19 protein-coding genes are annotated in these 20,079 nt (G+C 67.3%); 7 read left to right on the top strand and 12 right to left on the bottom strand.

From position 1 onward, the window contains the following. Positions 1-115: 115 nt before the first annotated feature. Complete coding sequence (locus M2351_RS39505; RefSeq protein WP_264661436.1) at positions 116-931, bottom strand: cytochrome C assembly family protein; 816 nt, start codon at positions 929-931, stop codon at positions 116-118. A gap of 155 nt (positions 932-1,086) precedes the next feature. On the opposite strand from M2351_RS39505, the gene M2351_RS39500 reads away from it, so the two are divergent. Both M2351_RS39500 and M2351_RS39495 read left to right on the top strand, forming a co-directional pair. Then, positions 1,087-2,241: a bifunctional 2-C-methyl-D-erythritol 4-phosphate cytidylyltransferase/2-C-methyl-D-erythritol 2,4-cyclodiphosphate synthase gene (locus M2351_RS39500; RefSeq protein ID WP_264661435.1), complete on the top strand. Its 1,155-nt coding sequence runs from the start codon at positions 1,087-1,089 to the stop codon at positions 2,239-2,241. 33 nt (positions 2,242-2,274) lie between these two features. After that, positions 2,275-2,778, top strand: coding sequence for a CinA family protein (locus M2351_RS39495; RefSeq protein ID WP_264661434.1), 504 nt, complete (start codon positions 2,275-2,277; stop codon positions 2,776-2,778). Positions 2,779-2,912: 134 nt separating this feature from the next. On the opposite strand, the gene M2351_RS39490 is transcribed toward M2351_RS39495, so the two are convergent. The 8 genes from M2351_RS39490 to M2351_RS39455 all read right to left on the bottom strand — a co-directional run bounded on the left by M2351_RS39490 (position 2,913) and on the right by M2351_RS39455 (position 10,881). Then, positions 2,913-3,380, bottom strand: coding sequence for a type II toxin-antitoxin system RatA family toxin (locus M2351_RS39490; protein ID WP_264661433.1), 468 nt, complete (start codon positions 3,378-3,380; stop codon positions 2,913-2,915). 28 nt (positions 3,381-3,408) lie between these two features. Beyond that, positions 3,409-4,365, bottom strand: coding sequence for a lipoyl synthase (gene lipA / locus M2351_RS39485; RefSeq protein WP_264661432.1), 957 nt, complete (start codon positions 4,363-4,365; stop codon positions 3,409-3,411). Between the two features lie 302 nt (positions 4,366-4,667). Beyond that, positions 4,668-6,065 (bottom strand): dihydrolipoyl dehydrogenase, encoded by a 1,398-nt coding sequence (gene lpdA / locus M2351_RS39480; RefSeq protein WP_264661431.1) that lies wholly within the window; start codon positions 6,063-6,065, stop codon positions 4,668-4,670. A 19-nt stretch (positions 6,066-6,084) separates the two neighbouring features. Further along, positions 6,085-6,396, bottom strand: a complete 312-nt coding sequence (locus M2351_RS39475; protein ID WP_264661430.1) for a chorismate mutase — start codon at positions 6,394-6,396, stop codon at positions 6,085-6,087. Positions 6,397-6,411: 15 nt separating this feature from the next. Then, the gene (locus M2351_RS39470; RefSeq protein ID WP_264661429.1) at positions 6,412-7,785 is read right to left on the bottom strand and encodes a pyruvate dehydrogenase complex dihydrolipoamide acetyltransferase; all 1,374 of its coding nucleotides are present in this window, start codon (positions 7,783-7,785) and stop codon (positions 6,412-6,414) included. A 13-nt stretch (positions 7,786-7,798) separates the two neighbouring features. After that, positions 7,799-9,196 (bottom strand): pyruvate dehydrogenase complex E1 component subunit beta, encoded by a 1,398-nt coding sequence (locus M2351_RS39465; protein WP_264661428.1) that lies wholly within the window; start codon positions 9,194-9,196, stop codon positions 7,799-7,801. Positions 9,197-9,285: 89 nt separating this feature from the next. Further along, positions 9,286-10,302 carry a pyruvate dehydrogenase (acetyl-transferring) E1 component subunit alpha gene (pdhA, locus tag M2351_RS39460; protein WP_264661427.1) on the bottom strand — a complete coding sequence of 339 codons (1,017 nt, stop codon included), beginning with the start codon at positions 10,300-10,302 and terminating at the stop codon, positions 9,286-9,288. Positions 10,303-10,479: 177 nt separating this feature from the next. Continuing rightward, on the bottom strand, positions 10,480-10,881 hold the full coding sequence (locus tag M2351_RS39455) for an FtsB family cell division protein (RefSeq protein WP_264661426.1): 402 nt from the start codon (positions 10,879-10,881) through the stop codon (positions 10,480-10,482). A 280-nt stretch (positions 10,882-11,161) separates the two neighbouring features. Between M2351_RS39455 and M2351_RS39450 the strand changes: the two genes are divergently transcribed. Then, positions 11,162-11,434: a hypothetical protein gene (locus tag M2351_RS39450; protein WP_264661425.1), complete on the top strand. Its 273-nt coding sequence runs from the start codon at positions 11,162-11,164 to the stop codon at positions 11,432-11,434. A 53-nt stretch (positions 11,435-11,487) separates the two neighbouring features. Here the strand turns inward: M2351_RS39450 and M2351_RS39445 are convergent, their stop codons facing one another. Beyond that, complete coding sequence (locus M2351_RS39445) at positions 11,488-11,859, bottom strand: acyl-CoA thioesterase (RefSeq protein ID WP_264662428.1); 372 nt, start codon at positions 11,857-11,859, stop codon at positions 11,488-11,490. 185 nt (positions 11,860-12,044) lie between these two features. Here M2351_RS39445 and parE point away from each other — a divergent pair, with 185 nt between their 5' ends. Continuing rightward, positions 12,045-14,033: a DNA topoisomerase IV subunit B gene (gene parE, locus M2351_RS39440; protein WP_264661424.1), complete on the top strand. Its 1,989-nt coding sequence runs from the start codon at positions 12,045-12,047 to the stop codon at positions 14,031-14,033. A 122-nt stretch (positions 14,034-14,155) separates the two neighbouring features. On the opposite strand, the gene M2351_RS39435 is transcribed toward parE, so the two are convergent. Further along, positions 14,156-16,195, bottom strand: a complete 2,040-nt coding sequence (locus tag M2351_RS39435) for a HAMP domain-containing methyl-accepting chemotaxis protein (protein WP_264661423.1) — start codon at positions 16,193-16,195, stop codon at positions 14,156-14,158. A 278-nt stretch (positions 16,196-16,473) separates the two neighbouring features. On the opposite strand from M2351_RS39435, the gene M2351_RS39430 reads away from it, so the two are divergent. Further along, on the top strand, positions 16,474-17,025 hold the full coding sequence (locus M2351_RS39430) for a hypothetical protein (protein ID WP_264661422.1): 552 nt from the start codon (positions 16,474-16,476) through the stop codon (positions 17,023-17,025). Positions 17,026-17,031: 6 nt separating this feature from the next. On the opposite strand, the gene M2351_RS39425 is transcribed toward M2351_RS39430, so the two are convergent. Then, positions 17,032-17,736, bottom strand: coding sequence for an alpha/beta hydrolase (locus M2351_RS39425; RefSeq protein ID WP_264661421.1), 705 nt, complete (start codon positions 17,734-17,736; stop codon positions 17,032-17,034). Between the two features lie 432 nt (positions 17,737-18,168). Here M2351_RS39425 and M2351_RS39420 point away from each other — a divergent pair, with 432 nt between their 5' ends. Both M2351_RS39420 and M2351_RS39415 read left to right on the top strand, forming a co-directional pair. Continuing rightward, complete coding sequence (locus M2351_RS39420; RefSeq protein ID WP_264661420.1) at positions 18,169-19,737, top strand: DEAD/DEAH box helicase; 1,569 nt, start codon at positions 18,169-18,171, stop codon at positions 19,735-19,737. Between the two features lie 5 nt (positions 19,738-19,742). Next, a complete protein-coding gene (locus tag M2351_RS39415) occupies positions 19,743-19,985 on the top strand; it encodes an Lrp/AsnC ligand binding domain-containing protein (RefSeq protein ID WP_264661419.1) in 243 nt (80 codons plus the stop codon). The last annotated feature ends 94 nt before the right edge of the window (positions 19,986-20,079 follow it).

Here is a 20,079-nt window from a genome sequence, read left to right as displayed (position 1 = left end):
TGTCGATATGATGAGATTTTGTGCACGCTAGCACAGCGATTTGGCATGCCGCAAGCGTCCAGCGGTCGAGCCGCCGGTGTGGCTGCCATGCACCCAGGCTAGCCCGGACGCCGAACTAGCCCAGAAGGACGTCGGTGACGAACTTCACGCCCGGATAGGCAAGGGTCAACAGCAGATAGGCGATCAGGACGAGACGCGCCGCCTTCCGCCCGCGCACCCCGGTGCGCGCGTTGGCCAGCAACAACCCTCCAATGACGATGAAGCTCGCCACCGAAAGAAGAGTCTTGTGGTCCGCCCGCAGCAACACGCCCTGCTCGTAGTAGAGCACCGCCATTCCCGTGGCGAGGCCGGCGCCCAGCACAGCCTCCGACGCGGCGAGCAGGGTCAGCTGCAGCCGCTCGCTCTCCGTGACCGGCGGCAGGAAGCGGGTCAGCGCGGTCGGCCGCTTCGCCTTCAGTGCGCGCTCCTGCAGAAAGGCGGCGAACGACGCCACCGCAGCAAGGGTCAGGAGCGCGTAGGTGATCACCGACACGGCAATGTGCAGGTCGATCCAGATGCCCGGCGCGCCGCCGCGCAGGAGCGGGGCCGGCGCTTCCTCGGCCAGCGTCGCGAAGGTGCCCACCAGCAGCAGGTAGGGCAGCAGCAGCGGCGACAGTCGCCACGCCGACCGGGTCAGCGCGCTGAGCGCGGTGAACAGCAGCATGCAGGCCGCGATGGTCACCCACAGCGCGGTGGACAGCCCCGTGTGCCAACGGCCGGCCACCTGGGTCAGCGACCACAAGGCCGGCCCGGCGAAGCCAAGCACCAGCGCGCCCCAGAAATAGGCGGAACGCCCCTCCACTCCCTGCCCTGCGATCCGGCGGTATGGATAGATGGAGGCGGGCAGCAGCGCCATCAGCGCGGTCAGGCTGTACAGGATGTTCTGCGACATGCGGCGGCCCTATGCCCTTCCCTTCTCTGGACGCTCTCAGCCCGTGCGCCGGCCGCATTGCCGGACTTGGCGGAACCGGTCTTGGCGGAATCCCGGCGACAGGCTAGGCTCCGGCGCGCCAGCCAGATATAGCCCACTTGGACCGGATCCGTCCCATGCCTTCCTGCATCGCGCTGATCGTCGCCGCTGGCAGTGGCCAGCGGTTCGGCGCCGAGCGCCCAAAACAGTATCTCGACCTCGCCGGCAAGCCGATCCTGCGCCGCACGGCGGAGGCTTTCCTGCGCCATCCCCAGGTGAGCGCGGTGCGCGTGGTGATTAACCCCGCGTTTCGCGACCTTTACGACGTGGCAGTCGCCGGACTTGGCCTGCCCGAGCCGGTCACCGGGGGGGGCTCGCGGCAGGATTCGGTGCGCAACGGCCTGGAAGCGCTCTCCGAGTCGGCGCCGGACCTCGTCCTGATCCACGACGCGGCCCGACCGCTGATCGACGCGGCCACCATCAGCGCGGTCATCTCGGCGCTCGGCCAGCAGCCTGCCGCCATTGCTGCGATTGCCGTGGCCGACACCCTGAAGCGTGGGCGCGAGGGCGTGGTGGCCGACACGGTGGACCGCGCCGGCCTGTGGCGCGCCCAGACGCCGCAGGGCTTCCGTTTTCCAGAGATCCTGGCCGCCCACCGCGCCGCGGCCGGGCTGGAACTGACCGACGACGCGGCGGTCGCCGAACGCGCGGGTCTGCCCGTCGCCCTAGTGCCCGCCAAGGAGGAGAATTTCAAGGTGACCACCCCCGACGACCTGACCCGCGCCGCCCAGATCCTGGATGCGGGCCTGTCCGACATCCGCACCGGAACCGGCTTCGACGTGCACCGCTTCACCGACGGCGACCACGTCACGCTGTGCGGCGTCCGCGTGCCGCACACGCAAAAGCTGGAGGGCCATTCGGACGCCGACGTCGGCCTGCACGCCCTGACCGACGCGATCCTCGGCGCGCTCTGCGCCGGCGACATCGGCAGCCACTTTCCGCCGAGTGACCCGCAGTGGCGCGGCGCCGACAGCGCCCGGTTCCTGAAGCACGCCGCCGACCTCGTGGCGGATCGCGGCGGGAAGATCGCCCATGTGGACGTTACCGTGATCTGCGAGCGTCCGAAGGTCGGCCCGCACCGGGAGGCGATGGTCGCGCGCATCGCCGAAATCCTGGGCATGGACCCCGGCCGCGTCAGCGTGAAGGCCACCACGACCGAACGGCTCGGATTCACCGGCCGTGGCGAAGGCATCGCCGCGCAGGCGGTGGCAACGGTGCGCCTGCCAGGGTAAGGTTGAGGTATCAAAGAAGAAAGGAACCGGCGCATGTTCCCCGACCACATCCGCGAACTCGCCGCCAAGGTGCTGGCCGAATACGAACTGGCCGGCTACAGCGTGGCAACGGCCGAATCCTGCACCGGCGGTCTGATCGCCGGCGCACTGACCGACATCCCCGGATCATCGAAGGTGGTGGACCGTGGCTTCGTCACTTACTCCAACGTCGCGAAGTCGGAAATGCTCGGCGTACCGCCCAGCCTGATCCACGCGCACGGCGCGGTCAGCCCGGAGGTGGCGGTCGCCATGGCGGTCGGGGCGCTCGCGAAGTCGAAGGCGGATGTGGCGGTCGCGGTCACCGGCGTGGCCGGCCCGGGCGGCGGCACGCCGGAGAAGCCGGTCGGGCGGGTCTATATCGCCACGGCGGTGCGGCGGGGTGCAGCCAAGCACAAGGAATACAACTTCCCCGGCGACCGCGAGGAGGTCCGCCTCGCGACCGTCCAGGCCGCCCTGGAGCGGCTGAAGTCGGCCAAGCCGGACAGCAGCATACGGTGATCTTGAATCCCCTCGCCCCTCTGGGGAGAGGGTGAGGGGGCACCCGGAGGGCGTCAACGCGCTGGTATGAGGCAGCGTTTCCGGCCTTCGGCCGCCCCCTCATCCCAACCTTCTCCCCGGAGGGGAGAAGGGGCTTACGCCGTCCGCGCTGCGGCCGGGCGGACGGCGCCGTTTCCGTAGAGTTGGTCGGCGCGGGTCTCGAAGGCCTGGACCATGCGGCGCACCGCCTCGTTGAACAGGACGCCCATGATCTTCTGCAGCATCTTCGAGCGAAATTCGAAATCCACGTAGAAGTCCACGCAGACACCACGCTCGTGCGGGGTGAAGATCCAGTGGTTGTTCAGGTACTGGAACGGCCCCTCTGTGTACTGCACGTCGATCCGCCGGCCCGCCTCGTCAAGCTCGACGCGGGAGGTGAAGCGCTCCCGCACCATCTTGAAGCCGATGACCAGGTCGGCGAACATCACGTTGCCTTCGCGGCGGCGAATGCGGGCGGCGAGGCACCAGGGCAGGAATTCCGGGTACTTCTCCACGTCGGCGACCAGCCGGTACATCTGTTCCGGCGTGTAGGGAAGGACCTTCTTTTCCGCGTGCGTCGGCATACCCGCTCCGTTCGTCTCCAGCAGCCCGTCAGCCCGCACCCACCGCCAGCTTGCGGAGGCGGGCTTCGCGCAGCTTCTCGAAATCCGCGCCCGCGTGGTAGGACGAGCGGGTGAGCGGCGTCGAGGCCACCATCAGGAAACCCTTGCCGCGGCCAAGTGTTGCGTAGCTCTCGAATTCGTCGGGAGTCACGAACCGGTCCACCGCCGCGTGCTTGGGCGTTGGCTGGAGGTACTGTCCGATCGTCATAAAGTCAACGTCGGCGGCGCGCAGATCGTCCATGACTTGGCCGACCTCCTCCTTCGTCTCGCCCAATCCGACCATGACGCCGGACTTGGTGAAGATCGTCGGATCCAACTCCTTCACCCGCGACAGCAGCTGCAGCGAGGTGAAATAGCGCGCACCCGGGCGGATCGTCGGGTAGAGCCGCGGCGCCGTTTCCAGATTGTGGTTGAAGACGTCGGGCTTGGCCTCGACCACGACCTCAAGCGCGCCCTTCTTCTTCTGGAAGTCGGGGGTGAGGATCTCGATGGTCGTGCCCGGCGACGCCGCGCGGATGGCGCGGATCGTGCGCGCGAAGTGCTCGGCCCCGCCGTCCGCGAGGTCGTCGCGGTCGACGGAGGTCACCACGACGTGGCTGAGCTTCAGCTGGGCGACCGCCTCGCCGACGTTGTCGGGCTCGTGCGGGTCCAGCTGGTCCGGCCGGCCGGTCTCGACGTTGCAGAAGGCACAGCCGCGGGTGCAGATCGAGCCCAGGATCATGAAGGTGGCGTGCTTGTGCTTCCAGCACTCCCCGATGTTCGGGCAGGCCGCCTCCTCGCACACGGTGTTCAGCTTCAGCCCGCGCATCAGCTCGCGGGTCTCGTTGTACTCCTGGCTCGTCGGCGCCTTCACCCGTATCCAGCCCGGCTTGCGCTGGATGGGGTTGTCCGGCTTGTGGGCCTTTTCGGGATGGCGAAGCTTTTCGGACTGGTCGGCCAGGGTCATGATCTCAATAGCTCCCAACGGGCTGCCCGCGGGCAGCGCCGATGCTGAACGGGGACGCGCTCACGCACGCCATTCCGGCGGAAACAACCCCGCCGGATAAGCCGGAATGACCGACCGGTCAAGTCTGTTTAGCAGCCCGGATGCGGATCGCCTAGACGACGATGGTCTAACCGACACATGGACCGGCAACAGCGCCCGCCCGCGGGGATACCGCCATCGGTCGCCCGACCGGCTGCGGCCATCCCCGTCGTGCGCGGCGCTCCTGCTGCTCATCCTCCGACCGAGGTCATTCGGCATGCCGATTAGAAGTGGATAGCCCGGCCATAGGCATCAAGGACGGACTCGTGCATCATCTCGGACAGGGTCGGGTGCGGGAACACCGTCTCCATCAGCTCCTTCTCGGTCGTCTCCATGGTCTTCGCGACCGTGTAGCCCTGGATCAGCTCCGTCACCTCGGCGCCGACCATATGGGCACCCAGAAGCTCGCCGGTCTTGGCGTCGAACACGGTCTTCACCATGCCGTCCGCCTCACCCAAGGCGATCGCCTTGCCGTTGCCGATGAAGGGGAAGCGGCCGACGCGGACGTCGTAGCCGGCCTCCTTGGCCTTCTTCTCCGTCAGGCCGACCGAGGCGATCTGCGGGTGCGAGTAGGTGCAGCCCGGGATGTTGCGGACGTCTAGCGCGTGCGGGTGCTTGCCGGCGATGTGCTCGATGGCGATCACGCCCTCGTGGCTGGCCTTGTGGGCGAGCCAGGGCGCGCCGGTGACGTCGCCGATGGCGTAGACGCCCGGCTCTTCCGTCTGGCACCACTGGTTGGTCTTGATGTGGCCGCGGTCGGTCTTGACCTTGGTGTTCTCCAGGCCGAGGTTTTCCGTGTTCGGCGCGATGCCGACGGCCAGGATCACGCGGTCGACGGTGATGTCCTCGGTCTTGCCGTTGGCCTCGACCGCCACCGTGACGTTGTCGGCACCCTTGCGCAGGTTGCCGGCCTTGGCCGCGGTGACGATGCGCATGCCCTGCTTTTCGAACTGCTTGCGGGCGAAGGTCGAGATCTCCTCGTCCTCGACCGGCAGGATGCGGTCCATCACCTCGACCACCGTCACCTTGGCGCCCAGCTCGTTGTAGAAGCTGGCGAACTCGATGCCGATGGCGCCGGAGCCGATGACCAGCAGCGACTTCGGCGTGGTGTCCGGGGTCATGGCCTTGCGGTAGGTCCAGACCAGCTTGCCGTCGTCCTCAAGGCCCGGCAGGGTGCGGGCGCGGGCGCCGGTGGCGATGATGATGTTCTTGCCACCGAAGGTGCCGACCGCCGCGCCGTTCTTGGTGACGGCCACCTGCCCCTTGCCGAGCAGCTTGGCCTCGCCCTCGATGACGGCGACCTTGTTCTTCTTCAGCAGGTGCTTGACGCCGCCGTTCAGCTGGCCGGCGACCTTGCGCGAACGCTGCACGACCTTGTCCAGGTCGAAGGACGGGTTCTGGATGACCAAGCCGTATTCGGACGCGTGCTTGGCGTTGCGCAGCACCTCCGCCGAGCGCAGCAGCGCCTTGGTAGGGATGCAGCCCCAGTTCAGGCAGATGCCGCCCAGGTTCTCACGCTCCACGACCGCGGTGCTGAGGCCGAGCTGCGCGGCGCGGATCGCCGCCACATAGCCGCCGGGACCGCCGCCGATGACGATGACGTCGTAGTTCATGTCGGCCAAGGGTTGTTCCTCCCTAAGATCAAGGCGTGCCCGCGCCGTTCTTGTCGGCGGCGGATGCGGCGAAGAACGCGTCTTCGACCCGGCAGGCCTCGTCGATGATCGTTTCGTAGAGCTTCCGCATGAAGTCCGGATCGAGCCCCTGGGCATTGCCCAGCGCCGCCGCCCGCTCCTTCACCGCTTCGACGCGGTCGGGCAGGACGGCGGGCAGCCCCTCCCTTTGCTTGACGACGGCAACCCGCCGGACGACGCCGAAGCGTTTGGCCAGAAGGTCGATGATCTCCGCATCGAGTGCGTCGATTTCCGCGCGCAGGGGGGAGAGGCTGGCGCTCATGGGTCCGGTCCTTCGTTACAGGAGCATGGCAAGCGGGTCCTCGATCAGCTTCTTGAAGGCCGCCAGGAACTCCGCACCCTGGGCGCCGTCAGCCACGCGGTGGTCGACGGTGACCGAGACGGTCATCACCGTGGCGATGGCCAGGGCGCCGTTCTTCACGACCGGCCGCTGCTCACCAGCACCGACGGCCATGATGCAGGCCTGCGGCGGGTTGATGATGGCCGCGAATTCCCGGATGCCGTACATGCCGAGGTTCGAAATCGAGAAGGTGCCGCCCTGGAACTCCTCCGGCTTCAGCTTGCCGTCGCGGGCGCGCTCCGCCAGGCCCTTCATCTCGTTGGAGATTTCGGCCAAGCCCTTGGTCTCCGCCTTCTTGACGATCGGCGTGATCAGGCCGGTCGGCGTGGCCACGGCGACGGAAATGTCGACGTGGTCGTAGCGCAGGATGGCCTCTTCCGACCAGGCGGCGTTGATGTTCGGGAACTTCTTCAGCGTCAGCGCGGCGGCGCGGATGATGAAGTCGTTGACCGACAGCTTGTAGTCCTTGGACCGGGCGTTCAGGTCGGCGCGGACCTTCAGCAGCGCGTCCAGCTCGCAGTCGATGGCCAGGAAATAGTCCGGCACCGTCTGCTGCACCTCGGTCAGACGACGGGAGATCGTCTTGCGCATGCTGCTGTTCGGCTGGGCCTTGTAGGCCATACCGAGCTTGTCCGACAGGTCCTTAGCGTCGATGCCTGCGGCCTTGGGAGCCGGGGCGGGAGTCGCCGCCGGAGCCGGGGCAGCGGCCGGAGCCTTCGCCTCGGCAGCCTGCTGCGGGGCGGCGGCCTTGGCACCGCCGCCGGCCTTCGCGGCCTCGACATCGGCCTTCACGATCCGGCCGTTCGGGCCGGAGCCTTTCACCGCCTTCAGGTCGATGCCGGCCTGCTCGGCGAGACGGCGGGCCAGCGGGCTGGCGAACACGCGGTCACCACCATGGCCCGCCGCGGCCTGAGCGGCGGGTGCGGCCGGGGCGGACGCCGGGGCCGGCGTCTTCGGGGCAACGGCCTGATCGGCGGGCGGGGCGCCCGCACCCTGGCTGCCATAGCCGCCGGTGCCGGCCGTGCCGGTGGCCGGGGCGGGAGCCTTGTCGAGCGCGCTGTCGTCCTCGCCCTCTTCCAGCAGCACGGCGATCGGGGTGTTCACCGCGACGCCCTGCGTGCCGGCCTGGACGAGGATCTTGCCGATGCGGCCTTCGTCGACCGCTTCGACTTCCATGGTGGCCTTGTCGGTTTCGATCTCGGCGAGCACGTCGCCGGACTTCACCGAGTCACCCTCCTTCTTCAGCCACTTGGCGAGGTTGCCCTCGGTCATGGTGGGCGACAGGGCGGGCATCAGGATCTGGATGGTCATGGGCTCGCCCTCCTTACTTGCGGTAGCAGGCTTTCTTCGCCGCGTCCGCGATGCGGTCCGGCGAAGGAAGGACGAGCTTTTCCAGATTGGCCGCGTAGGGCATCGGGACGTCGAGGCCGTTCACGCGGATCACCGGGGCGTCCAGATAGTCGAACGCGTGCTCCATCATGAGGGCCGACAGCTCGGAACCGATGCTGCAGGTCGGCCAAGCCTCCTCGACGGTGACGAGGCGGTTGGTCTTCTTGACGGAGTTGACGATGGTCTCGGTGTCCAGCGGACGGATCGAGCGGAGGTCGATGACCTCGGCGCTGATGCCGTCCTTCTCCAGCAGTTCGGCGGCGGCGAGCGCGTAGCTGACCATCAGCGAATGGGCGGTGATGGTCACGTCGGTGCCGGTGCGGCGGATCTTGGCGCGGCCGATCGGAACAATGAAGTCCTCGCTCTCCGGGACCTCGAAGGTCTGGCCGTAGAGGATCTCGTTCTCAAGGAAGATGACCGGGTTCGGATCGCGGATCGCCGACTTCAGCAGGCCCTTGAAGTCCGACGCCGAATAGGGGGCGACGACCTTCAGGCCCGGGACGCTGGCGTACCAGGGCGTGAAGTCCTGGCTGTGCTGGGCCGCGACGCGGGCGGCGGCCCCGTTCGGGCCGCGGAACACGATCGGGCAGCCCATCTGGCCGCCGGACATGTACAGCGTCTTGGCGGCGGAGTTCACGATGTGGTCGATCGCCTGCATGGCGAAGTTGAACGTCATGAACTCGACGATCGGGCGCAGGCCCTTGAAGGCCGCGCCGACACCCAGGCCGGCGAAGCCGTACTCGGTGATCGGCGTGTCGATGACGCGGTCGGCGCCGAATTCCTGCAGCAGGCCCTGGGAGACCTTGTAGGCGCCCTGGTACTGCGCGACTTCCTCGCCCATCAGGAAGACGGTCGGGTCGCGGCGCATTTCCTCGGCCATGGCGTCGCGCAGCGCTTCGCGGACGGTCTTCTTGACCGTCTTGTCGAAGAACTTGTCCTCGTCGGACGCGGGCGGGGCGGCGGCCGGGCCCTTTTCCGGGCCGGTCGGCAGGGTGGCGTCGGGGCGCGCGCCGCTGTCCTTGACCACCGGCTCCGCGGCGACCTTGGGCGCCGGCACCGGGGCGGCCGAAACGGCGTCCACGGCGCTCTCGCCCTCGCCCAGGATGACGGCGATCGGGGTGTTCACGGCGACGTTCTCGGTGCCCTCGGCCACCAGGATTTTGCCGATGCGGCCTTCGTCGACCGCCTCGACCTCCATGGTCGCCTTGTCGGTCTCGATCTCGGCGAGCACGTCGCCGGACTTGACCTCGTCACCCTCTTTTTTGACCCACTTCGCCAGCTTGCCCTCGGTCATGGTGGGCGACAGCGCCGGCATCAGCACTTCGATCGGCATTCCTCAACCTCCGGCGGCGCGGGTCATCCGGGGTTGATGCCCCGGCCCTCGGCGCCGCTCGCTTATGCGTTGATGTCAGGCTTCGACCCTCAGGCCTCGACCAGCACGTCGGTCCACAGCTCCGCCGGATCGGGCTCGGGGCTCTGCTGCGAGAACTCCGCGGCTTCGGTCACCACGGCCTTGACCTCGCGGTCGATTTCCTTGAGCTGGTCCTCGGTGACGTAGGCGCCGTCGAGCAGGTTCCGCTTCAGGTTGTCGATCGGATCGGACTCGCTCCGCATCTTCTCGACTTCTTCCTTGGTGCGGTACTTGGCCGGGTCGGACATCGAGTGGCCGCGGTAGCGGTAGGTCTTCATCTCCAGGATGACCGGGCCGTTGCCGGCGCGGATGTACTCGACCCACTTCTCGGCGGCGGCGCGGACTTCCAGGACGTCCATGCCGTTCACCTGGTGCCCGGGGATGCCGTAGGCCGAACCGCGCTGGTACAGCTCGCCGGCTGCGGCGCGCTCCTGCGAGGTGCCCATCGCGTACTTGTTGTTCTCGATCACGTAGAGCACCGGCAGCTTCCAAAGGGCCGCCATGTTGAAGCTCTCGTAGACCTGGCCCTGGTTGATGGCGCCGTCGCCGCTGTAGACCGCGGACAGGCCGTCGTCCTTGTTGTACTTGTGCGCGAAGGCGAGGCCGGTGCCCAGCGGGACCTGCGCGCCGACGATGCCGTGGCCGCCGTAGAAGTTCTTCTCGCGGCTGAACATGTGCATCGAGCCGCCCTTGCCCTTGGAATAGCCCCCGCGGCGGCCGGTCAGCTCGGCCATCACGCCCTTGGGGTCCATGCCGCAGGCCAGCATATGGCCGTGATCGCGGTAGCTGGTGATGACGTCGTCACCGTCCTTCAGCGCCGCCTGCACACCCACCACGACGGCTTCCTGGCCGATGTAGAGGTGGCAGAAACCGCCGATGAGGCCCATGCCATAGAGCTGGCCCGCCTTCTCCTCGAAGCGGCGGATGAGCAGCATCTCGCGGTAGAACTTGATCATTTCCTCGGCCGAAGCGGCCTGCTTCGGCGCGGACTCGGTCTGCGCCTTGGGACGGCGTCGTGACGCGGCCATGTTTTTCCTCCCCAGGGTTCATACGGCAACGGCAAGCGAACAGCCGTGACCGCAACACGTTACGAGGGAACATTCCCCTCGCACCGGAAGTGGATATGGCGCGCACAGTACACGACAAGCGCGGACTACGCAAATATCTGTTTTCAAACACGAATTTGGAAGTTAACCAGCTTCCGGTTAATTGACTGATCTGGGCCGTTTCTCAGCGCTATTCTCAGCGCTAGCATCATCCGGGGCCGCAGCCTTGGGCAGCTGGATGATGACGTCACGCGGGCCGGAAAGGTTCAGCATCGTGCGCGCCCGCTCGTCCAGCATGTCGCGGTCGAGATGATCGTTGCGCATCAGTTGGGCGCGCTTGTCCATGCGCTCGCGCTCCGCCCTCACCTGCTGGAGCACGGATTCGGCCGTCGCGATCTCCGTTTCCAGATGCTTCATGGCGAGCAGGCCGCGGTCGCCCTGCACGGCATAATAGACGAAATAGGCCACGACGCTCGCGCCGATGGCCGGGCCGATGGTGTGCCGAAGAGCGCTCTTCGCCGCGCGCTTCAACGAGTCGGTGAGATTCGAGAGCATGGTCATGGCCGGATGGAATCACAGGGGATTCCTTCGGTCAAACGAAAAAGAAGCAATCCAAAAGAATTCACGGGCTCGCTGTCTTCATGCGCACAGTAAAGGCTCGATTGCGCTTCGCGCAACGGCTGCTGAGTTACCCCATTCGAAAGGCATGGGCAGAAAACGCCATCCGGAACGGAATAGGACGGGGTCCCGCGTGTTTGTCGGACTGCGTCGCCACGGCGGCCGCTCCTCCCGGGGCGGATGCTGCGGCGGCGGATGCAAAACATGGAAGGGAGAGATCTCCATGCGTAGCAAGCTCTGGCTTGCCGTCGTTCCGGCGCTGGCCCTCGGCCTCGCCGCGTGCAACGAGCAGTCGGCCAAGAACGACAGCGGGAAAACGAACACCACCTCCACGGCGGAGCGGCCAGCGACCACCCCGCCGCCCCCGGCCGGCACGCCTGGCCAGAACGCGTCGGGCGTAACGGGCAACGCCCCGTCCACGGCAACGCCGGCTCCGACCACGACCGCCCCCGCCCCCTCACCCACTCCTGGTGGCGCCAACACGAACAGCCAGTAACCGGAAAGCCGGCGAGGGTGGGCGTTGCCGCCCGCCCTCGCCGGCCCCAGCCCTTACTCCGCCGGAACCTCACGCGGCTTGCGGTCTTCGCCGATGGCGACGTAGGTGAAGACGCCCTCGGTGACCTTGATTGGCTCCGGCGCGGTGCGCTGCCGGCGCACCCAGGTTTCCACCCGTACCCGTATGGAGGTGCGGCCGACCTTCTCCACAAACGCGTAGCAACTGACCTCGTCACCGACGAAGACCGGCTTGTGGAAGGTCATCGCCTCAATCCCCACGGTCGCGACGCGGCCGCAGGCGCGGCGCAGGGCGACCACACCGCCGGCAAGGTCCATTTGCGCTAGCAGCCAGCCGCCGAAAATGTCGCCGTTGGGGTTGGTGTCGGCGGGCATGGCGATGGTGCGCAGCGCCGGCCCATCGTCCATGGTCGTGGCTTTCGGGCCGCCGGTGCGCGAAGGGGTGTCTGCGGGAGAGGCGTGGTCGCTCATCGGTCCTCCATGGCGGGAAAGGTGGCGGCGAAAAAGCACATCACAAAATCTTGTGCGCGGGGTATATAAAGGCCACCGCATGCGCTTGCGCAGCCCTGACGAAATTCCTATAAAGTTGGGTCATGAGCGACCTTTTCGAGAACACGGCGCGCAAGGCCGACAGCTATTCCGCCCAGGATATCGAGGTTCTGGAAGGGCTTGAGCCTGTCCGCCGACGGCCGGGCATGTACATCGGCGGCACCGACGACCGGGCATTGCACCACCTCGTCGCGGAGGTGCTGGACAACGCCATGGACGAGGCCGTGGCCGGCCACGCCAGCCGCATCGACCTGGAGCTGACCGCCGAGGGCACGGTGATCGTGCGCGACAACGGCCGCGGCATCCCGATCGACGACCACCCCAAGTACCCCGGCAAGTCGGCGCTGGAGGTGATCCTCACCACGCTGCACTCCGGCGGCAAGTTCTCCAACAAGGTTTACCAGACCTCGGGCGGCTTGCACGGCGTCGGCCTATCGGTGGTGAACGCCTTGTCGGACCGGCTGACGGTGGAGGTGGCGCGCGACCGCCAGCTGTTCATCCAGAACTACAGCCGCGGCTTGCCGCAGGGGCCGCTCGCCAAGCAGGGCGCGATCAACCGCCGCGGCACGACGATCCGCTTCCACCCCGACCCGGAAATCTTCGGCGAGGCCGCCCATTTCGAGCCCTTCCGCCTGTACCGGATGGCGCGCTCCAAGGCCTATCTCTACCGGGGCGTGGAGATCCGCTGGAGCTGTGATCCGGCGCTGCTGACGCCGGAGTCGACCACCCCGGCACAGGAGACGCTGCACTTCCCCGGTGGCCTGCTCGACTACCTCAACGCCGCGCTGAAGGACCGCAAGACCCTGACGCCGACCCCCTTCTCCGGCGCGCTGGACTTCCCGAACCAGCAGGGCCGCGTCGAATGGTCGATCGCTTGGCCGGACGACGACGAGGGCTTCTCGCACACCTACTGCAACACGGTTCCCACGCCCCAGGGCGGCACGCACGAGGCCGGCCTGCGCGCCGCGCTGACGCGCGCGCTGAAGGGCTACGGCGAGCTGACCAACAACAAGCGCGCCGCCCAGGTGACCGCGGACGACGTGGTGGGCGACGCCTGCATCCTGCTGTCGGTCTTCATCCGGGAGCCGCATTTCCAGGGCCAAACCAAGGAAAAGCTGGTCACGGCGGAGGCGCATCGGCTCGTCGAAGCCGCGGTCAAGGACCATTTCGACCACTGGCTGTCGGGCAACCCGTCCTCCTCCAATGCCCTTCTGGAACGCCTGATCGAGAAGGCGGAGGAGCGGGCGCGCCGCAAGCAGTCGAAGGAACTGGGCCGCAAGTCGGCCACCCGCCGCCTGCGCTTGCCCGGCAAGCTGGCCGATTGCTCCCGCAACACGCCGGAGGGGACGGAGATCTTCCTGGTCGAGGGTGACTCGGCCGGCGGCTCGGCCAAGCAGGCGCGCAACCGCGAGACCCAGGCCATCCTGCCGCTGCGCGGCAAGATCTTGAACGTCGCGTCGGCCTCGGTCGACAAGATGAAGGCGAACCAGGAGCTGAACGACCTCACCCAGGCGCTCGGCTGTGGGATCGGCAAGGACTTTTCCAGCGACAAGCTGCGCTACGAGCGCGTCATCATCATGACCGACGCGGACGTGGACGGCGCGCACATCGCTTCGCTGCTGATGACCTTCTTCTACCGGGAGATGGCCGGCCTGATCCAGAACGGCCACCTGTACCTGGCCCTGCCCCCGCTCTACCGCATCAGCCACGGCGCCAAGTCGGTCTACGCGCGCGACGACGCGCACAAGGACGAGCTGATGGGCAAGATGTTCAAGGGCAAGAAGGTGGAGATTAGCCGGTTCAAGGGCCTGGGCGAGATGATGCCGGCCCAGCTGCGCGACACCACCATGGACCCCCGGAAGCGCTCGCTGCTGCGCGTCGTCGTGCCCAACGCCGCCGACCCGGAGCAGGAGGACGACTTTAAGGGCACCAAGACGCTGGTGGAAAGCCTGATGGGCCGCAAGCCGGAGCTGCGCTTCCAGTTCATCCAGGACAACGCGAAGTTCGTCCGCGTGGACGACATCGACGTTTAAAAGCCTGTTGACTGCGTAGGTTGGGTGGAGAGCCTGCGGAAGCCAACAATGCCGGTCAGGCGACGTAAGTTGGGTTTCGCCGGCGCTCCACCCAACCTACGGATCGTCTTCGCGGCAGCGTTTCAGCCCGCCCGGACCTTGGCGATGAAGCCGACCACACCCTTGTCCAGCAGTTCCGACTGACGCGACAGCTCCGACGCCTCGTTCAGCACCTGCTCGGCCGCGTGGGCGGCTTCCTGGGCGGCTTGCGACACGCCGGCGATGTTGGTGGCGACTTCCTGCGTTCCGCGCGCCGCCTGTTCCACATTGCGCGAAATCTCGCTGGTGGCGGCCTGCTGCTCCTCGACCGCCGAGGCGATGGAGCTGGACGTCTCATTCACCGACGCGATGGTCGCGGTGATGTCGCGGATCGCACCCACCGCCTGCTTGGTCGCATCCTGGACCGCGGCGATCTGCTGCGCGATCTCCTCCGTGGCGCGGCCGGTCTGGTTGGCCAGGCTCTTCACCTCCGACGCCACCACGGCGAAGCCCTTGCCGGCCTCTCCCGCCCTTGCCGCCTCGATGGTGGCGTTGAGCGCCAGCAGGTTGGTCTGGCCGGCGATGTCGTTGATCAGCGCGACGACGTCGCCAATGCGCTGGGCGGCCTCCGCGAGGCTGCCGACCATCGCGTTGGTGTGCTGCGCCTTCACCACCGCGCCTTGTGTGGTCTCCGTCGAACGGGCGATCTGCCGTCCGATCTCTCCGATGGACTCGCGCAACTGGCCGGCTGCCGCGGCGACGGTCTGCACGTTGACGGAGGCCTGCTCCGCCGCCGCGGCGACCGCCGTGGCTTGGCGCCGGGCCTGGTCGGCGGCCGCCGACATGGTCGACGCCGTCGCGCTCATCTCGGTGGACGCGGAGGCCACATGCTGGACCACGCCCTCCACCTGGCTCTCGAAGTCGTCGGCGAGGCGGTTCATCTCCCGGCGACGCTGCTCCTCGGCCTGCCGCTTGCTGTCCTCCTGCGCGGCGCGCAGGCGTTCGGCGTCGAGCATGCCGCGCTTGAACACCTCCAACGTGTCGGCCATGGCGCCGACCTCGTCGCGCCGCCCGATGTGCGGAACCGGGGCGGTCAGGTCGCCCCCGGCGATCCGCTTCATGACCGCGGTCATGCCGACGATGGGCGACGCGATCGCGCGGCCAATCACCCAGGCCAGCATCAACCCCGCGAGGAATCCACCCACCGCCAAACCGATGATCAGCCGCTCGCTGGTGATCAGGGTTTCGTCCGCCTCGGCCTTGATCGCGTGCTCCTCGGCGATGCCGGTGTCCCGGATGTGCGCCACGTTGTCGCCGATGGAATCGCCGTCCCGCCGCATGTCCCGGTTCACCAGCGTGTCCAACTGCTGGCTGAGGTCCCGGGCGCGCAGGAAGCCCGTGTGGTAGCGCTCCGCCAGCCCGGCGATCGCGTCGAATTCCTTGCGCCCGGACATCTCGCCGGTGGCGGTGTCCAACGCCCGGATCTTGCTGCGCAAATCCTTGAAATGGTGCTCCGCCTCCTGCGCCGACTCCTCGTCGTGGCGGCCCAGCATCTTGTTCGTGTAAAGCCGCGCCTGCATCAGGCTCTGCAGCCCGGCGGTGGCCATGTCCACGACGTCCTTGTCGCCGGCCTTGACCGCAACGGCGATCAGCTTCTCAAAATCGACGCGCATCGTCTGGCCGGATGGATCCAGCGTTTCCTTGATCAGCGTCGCCTGTTCGCGCTTCCACGCGGAGACCTTGGCGAAGTCGGCCACATACCGTTCGAAAGACGCCTGAACGGCCTTCAGGCGCTCCTGCCGCTCCGGGTTCCGGACGGTGGCCACGCCGGTTTCGATGTTCCGGCGCAGGGTCGTCACCGCCGTCTGGGCGGCGGAGACGGACTCCTCATTCCCCGTCACGGCATACTCGCGGACGTGACGGCGCAGTTCGAGCGCGTTGCGGTCGATGTCGCGGGCGATGGCGACGACATCGACACGCTGGCCGAAGCCCTTGAACGCCGTTTTGACTTCCAGGAAGGCGGAGTACCCGATCCCGCTCACCGCCAGGAGTATCAGCAGTACACAAACAAATCCCGACAGCACCTTCAAGCGGATCGGAAGGTTGGCGAACGGCGACAGAAGAGAGGGCGTTGTGGCGGTCATGACCGTAGGCTCCGCGATTTCTTCGGCGGCGCTGCGCCAGATCGCGCGCACTCCCAAAGTTGTTGAGCCTATTTTGAGCAAAACCTCCACGATTTTGCCTTGATGTTGATCAAGCGCAGCCCCCCAACGTCATCGCAGGGCCGAAATTTCCCGAAGCACCGATGGCGGGGATCATCGTGGCGTGGGATGCGGCTGCCCATTCGGGGGCGCGACCTTGCCGTGCGGGCGTTCGCGCTCCATTCTCCCGGTCAGGTGACAACAACACGCGGCACGCCCTCATGACCGCCCTTCTTCGCCTCGCCGCCCTGGCCCTCTGCGCGGGGGCGGCGGCCTGCTCCAACGAACGCGTGGTGGCGGACCAGCCGATGGCCGCCTACACGCGGGCGGAGGTCGCCTACGCCGCCTCCAACCGCGACATGCGCGTGGTGATCCAGGGCAATCCCTTCGGCATGGATGCGCAGAGCTTCGGCCAGTTGGTCACCGACAACATGCAGAACCGCGTCAGCGGCGTGGACACCCACTTCACGACGACGCCGAATGATACGGCGCGGCCCGATTATCGCGTGGTTTTCGCCTTCAATCCGGCGCAGACGATGCTGAACTCCTACCTGTGCGCCGGCCAGCCGATCCGGACGAGCCCGCCGGGCGGGCCCATCGTGGTCCAGGGGGCCTTCTGCCGCGGCGGCGGCCCGCTGTCCTCCGCGACGGGGTGGCTCGACAGCCCGCGGGGACCGGCCGATCCCGATTTCCGACAACTGATCAGCGACATGACCTTCACTCTTTTCCCGTCGGCCCAGAGCGACGCGGGATGCTCCGGCCCGGACTGCTAGGCACCGTTAGCCGTACAGAATCCAATCCCGCAGCAGTGCGGTGACCGCCTGGGGGCGTTCCATCGCGGAGAGATGGCCGCAATCCTCCACGATCGCGAGTCGCGCGCCGGGCACGCCGGCGGCGATCTCCGCATGGACGTCCGGCGGCGTGATGGCGTCCTGGCGGCCGCACAGCACCAGCGTCGGGCAGCGTATGGCCGGCAGCTCGGGCCGGCTGTCCGGCCGGTTCATGATGGCGGTCTGCTGGAGCGCATAATTGTCCGGCCCGACCCTCTGCGCCTGGGCCTGGATCGAGTCGACCAGGAGCGCGTCCTTCAGGCGGTCCGGGTGGACCAGCCGCGGCAGGCCGGCCGCGATGACTTGACGCAGGCGTCCCTGGCGGACGAGCGCGATGCCGTCCTTGCGGGTCGCCGTCTGCTCCGGCGTGTCCGGGCGGGCGCTGGTGTCGATCAGGGCGAGCTTCGCCACCCGCTCCGGCGCTTGGCGCAGAATCTCGAAGGAAACGTAGCCGCCCATGGACAGTCCGGCGAGCGCGAAGCGCGGCGGCGCGCGGTCCAGCACGGCGCGAGCCAGGGCGGCCATGCTGTCATGGCCGGTCAGGTCGCCAACGGCGACGTCCGCGACCTCACCCAGATGCCGCGTCTGGTGGTCCCACAGCGCCGCGTCCAGCGGCATGCCGGGCAGCAGGATCAGGGGAAGTCTCTCGGTCATGCGTTTCTCCGACACCGTCACTTGATGAGATCCAGAACCGCCTTGAACGCCGGTGCGTCGCCGCGCCCATGGCGGGCATCAGCCGTTCCTGGACGTCGACGACCAGCAGAAGGGACTGTTCGGAATTCAAAAGCATGGCGTTGCCATTCTCTTCGTTTTTCACGTGGACCGAAGCCCCCTCTTTCGCGCCGCGACTCCGGAGCCGCGAAGCCGTCCGAGCGGCCCCGGACGGACGTCCGAATCGCCCGAAAGGTGGTTGCGAAGCCTACCGGAGCGCGTCTTGTCCGCCAAGCCACCCCACTTCGGCACGCGCAATGCGCGTTTTCAGCACAAGGTCTATTGACAGCGCCCTTTGACTTCATATTCTGCGGCCCCATCTAATCGTCGGGCCGGGAAGGCTCGATTTTCGTACTCCAGACAGAAACAGGTTGGATGCTATTTTCGGAACTTGGGCTTGGACCCGACGTCCTCCGCGCAATCGAGGATAAGGGTTACACCCAGCCGACGCCGATTCAGGAACAGGCGATTCCCTGGGTCCTGCAAGGCCGTGACGTGCTCGGCTGCGCGCAAACGGGCACGGGCAAGACGGCCAGCTTCACCCTGCCGATGATCGACATCCTGGCCTCCGGCCGGGCACGGGCCCGCATGCCCCGATCGCTCATCCTGGAGCCGACCCGCGAGCTGGCCGCCCAGGTGGCGGAGAGCTTCGAGACCTACGGCAAGCATCACAAGCTCAGCATGGCCCTGCTGATTGGCGGCGAGACCTTCACCGAGCAGGTGAAGCGGCTGGACCGTGGCGTGGACGTGCTGATCGCCACCCCCGGCCGCCTGATCGACCTGTTCGAGCGCGGCAACATCATGCTCAACGACATCAAGGTCTTCGTCATCGACGAGGCGGACCGGATGCTCGACATGGGCTTCATCCCGGACATCGAGCGGATCGTCAGCAAGCTGCCGCGCATGCGCCAGACGCTGTTCTTCTCCGCCACCATGCCGCCGGAAATCCGCCGCCTGGCCGACGCCTTCCTGATGAACCCGAAGGAAGTGACCGTCGCCCCGCCCGCCTCCCCGTCGGAGACGGTGACGCAGGCCATGGCCCTGGTGCACGAGGAGGACAAGCGCAAGGCGCTGCGCCACCTGCTGCGCACCGAGGACGTCAAGAACGCCTTCATCTTCTGCAACCGCAAGCGCGACGTCGCGATCCTGCAGAAGTCGCTGGAGAGCCACGGCTTCAACGCCGGCGCGCTGCACGGCGACATGGTGCAGTCCAAGCGCACGGAGACGCTGGAGGCCTTCAAGAAGGGCGAGATCACGCTGCTCGTCTGCTCCGACGTGGCCGCGCGCGGCCTGGACGTGCAGGGGCTGAGCCACGTCTTCAACTTCGACGTCCCGGTCAGCGCGGAGGACTACGTCCACCGCATTGGTCGCACGGGGCGGGCCGGCAAGACCGGGCGCGCCTTCACGCTCGCCAGTCCGCTGGACGGCAAGCAGGTCGCGGCCATCAGTCGCCTCATCAAGCGGGAGATTCCGTTGATCGCCATCGATGGCCTCGAGTCGGCCGAGTTCCTCAGCGAGGACGAGGCGCGCCGCGGCCGTGGCGGCCGTGGACGCGGGAAGGACCGCGATCGCGATCGTGAGCGCGACAAGGCCCCGCGGGAGCGCGGTGACCGCGAGGAGAAGGCGGCCCGCGAGGAGCGCGCGCCCCGTGAGGACCGCGCCCCCCGTGAAGATCGCCAACCCCGCGAAGAGCGTCAGCCTCGCGAGGAGCGCCAGCCCCGCGAGTCGGTCGCTGCGGCGGAGAGCCGCCGTCCAGATCCGCGCCGCGAGCGTGATCGTGATCGTGACCGTGACCGCCGTCGCCGCCGCGACGAGGATGACGACGATACACCCGTGATCGGCTTCGGCGACCATATGCCTGCCTTCATGCTGCGGTCCGCCCGTCGCCCGATGCCTGCGGAACCCGCCGCCGAGACCATCGAGCAATCCTCGCAGGAGGGCTGAGCGCGATGCAGACCATCTTCGTCATGGTCAAGTGTGAGCTGGGCAAGGCCTACCTGGTGGCCGATCAGGCCGTGCAGGAGATCGAGCAGGTGTCGGAGGTGCACTCCATCTCCGGCCAGTATGACCTGCTGATGAAGTGCTACCTGACCCAGGACATGGACATCGGTCGATTCGTGACCGAGAACATCCAGACCCTGGGCGGTGTGCGCGACACCTTCACCCTGATCGCCTACAAAGCCTTCGCCTGACACAGCTTTTTGGGGTGATCCCGGTACAGCTCCGCCCGCCATGGCGGAGCTTTTCCGCCGCGCGGTCACAGTCCGCGGACAATTCGCGGGGGTT

It is taken from the genome of Azospirillum canadense (assembly GCF_025961225.1).
Taxonomy (GTDB): domain Bacteria; phylum Pseudomonadota; class Alphaproteobacteria; order Azospirillales; family Azospirillaceae; genus Azospirillum; species Azospirillum canadense.
The sequence above is the reverse complement of the archived record's forward strand: the minus strand, read 5'-3'. Positions and strand labels throughout refer to the sequence as shown.

Excerpts from the sequence above, each read along its gene's own strand:
- M2351_RS39505 (WP_264661436.1), bottom strand. The coding sequence starts at position 931 with ATGTCGCAGAACATCCTGTACAGCCTGACCGCGCTGATGGCGCTGCTG.
- M2351_RS39500 (WP_264661435.1), top strand. The coding sequence starts at position 1,087 with ATGCCTTCCTGCATCGCGCTGATCGTCGCCGCTGGCAGTGGCCAGCGG.
- M2351_RS39495 (WP_264661434.1), top strand. The coding sequence starts at position 2,275 with ATGTTCCCCGACCACATCCGCGAACTCGCCGCCAAGGTGCTGGCCGAA.
- M2351_RS39490 (WP_264661433.1), bottom strand. The coding sequence starts at position 3,380 with ATGCCGACGCACGCGGAAAAGAAGGTCCTTCCCTACACGCCGGAACAG.
- lipA (WP_264661432.1), bottom strand. The coding sequence starts at position 4,365 with ATGACCCTGGCCGACCAGTCCGAAAAGCTTCGCCATCCCGAAAAGGCC.
- M2351_RS39475 (WP_264661430.1), bottom strand. The coding sequence starts at position 6,396 with ATGAGCGCCAGCCTCTCCCCCCTGCGCGCGGAAATCGACGCACTCGAT.
- M2351_RS39470 (WP_264661429.1), bottom strand. The coding sequence starts at position 7,785 with ATGACCATCCAGATCCTGATGCCCGCCCTGTCGCCCACCATGACCGAG.
- M2351_RS39465 (WP_264661428.1), bottom strand. The coding sequence starts at position 9,196 with ATGCCGATCGAAGTGCTGATGCCGGCGCTGTCGCCCACCATGACCGAG.
- pdhA (WP_264661427.1), bottom strand. The coding sequence starts at position 10,302 with ATGGCCGCGTCACGACGCCGTCCCAAGGCGCAGACCGAGTCCGCGCCG.
- M2351_RS39455 (WP_264661426.1), bottom strand. The coding sequence starts at position 10,881 with ATGACCATGCTCTCGAATCTCACCGACTCGTTGAAGCGCGCGGCGAAG.
- M2351_RS39450 (WP_264661425.1), top strand. The coding sequence starts at position 11,162 with ATGCGTAGCAAGCTCTGGCTTGCCGTCGTTCCGGCGCTGGCCCTCGGC.
- M2351_RS39445 (WP_264662428.1), bottom strand. The coding sequence starts at position 11,859 with ATGGACGATGGGCCGGCGCTGCGCACCATCGCCATGCCCGCCGACACC.
- parE (WP_264661424.1), top strand. The coding sequence starts at position 12,045 with ATGAGCGACCTTTTCGAGAACACGGCGCGCAAGGCCGACAGCTATTCC.
- M2351_RS39435 (WP_264661423.1), bottom strand. The coding sequence starts at position 16,195 with ATGACCGCCACAACGCCCTCTCTTCTGTCGCCGTTCGCCAACCTTCCG.
- M2351_RS39430 (WP_264661422.1), top strand. The coding sequence starts at position 16,474 with ATGACCGCCCTTCTTCGCCTCGCCGCCCTGGCCCTCTGCGCGGGGGCG.
- M2351_RS39425 (WP_264661421.1), bottom strand. The coding sequence starts at position 17,736 with ATGACCGAGAGACTTCCCCTGATCCTGCTGCCCGGCATGCCGCTGGAC.
- M2351_RS39420 (WP_264661420.1), top strand. The coding sequence starts at position 18,169 with ATGCTATTTTCGGAACTTGGGCTTGGACCCGACGTCCTCCGCGCAATC.
- M2351_RS39415 (WP_264661419.1), top strand. The coding sequence starts at position 19,743 with ATGCAGACCATCTTCGTCATGGTCAAGTGTGAGCTGGGCAAGGCCTAC.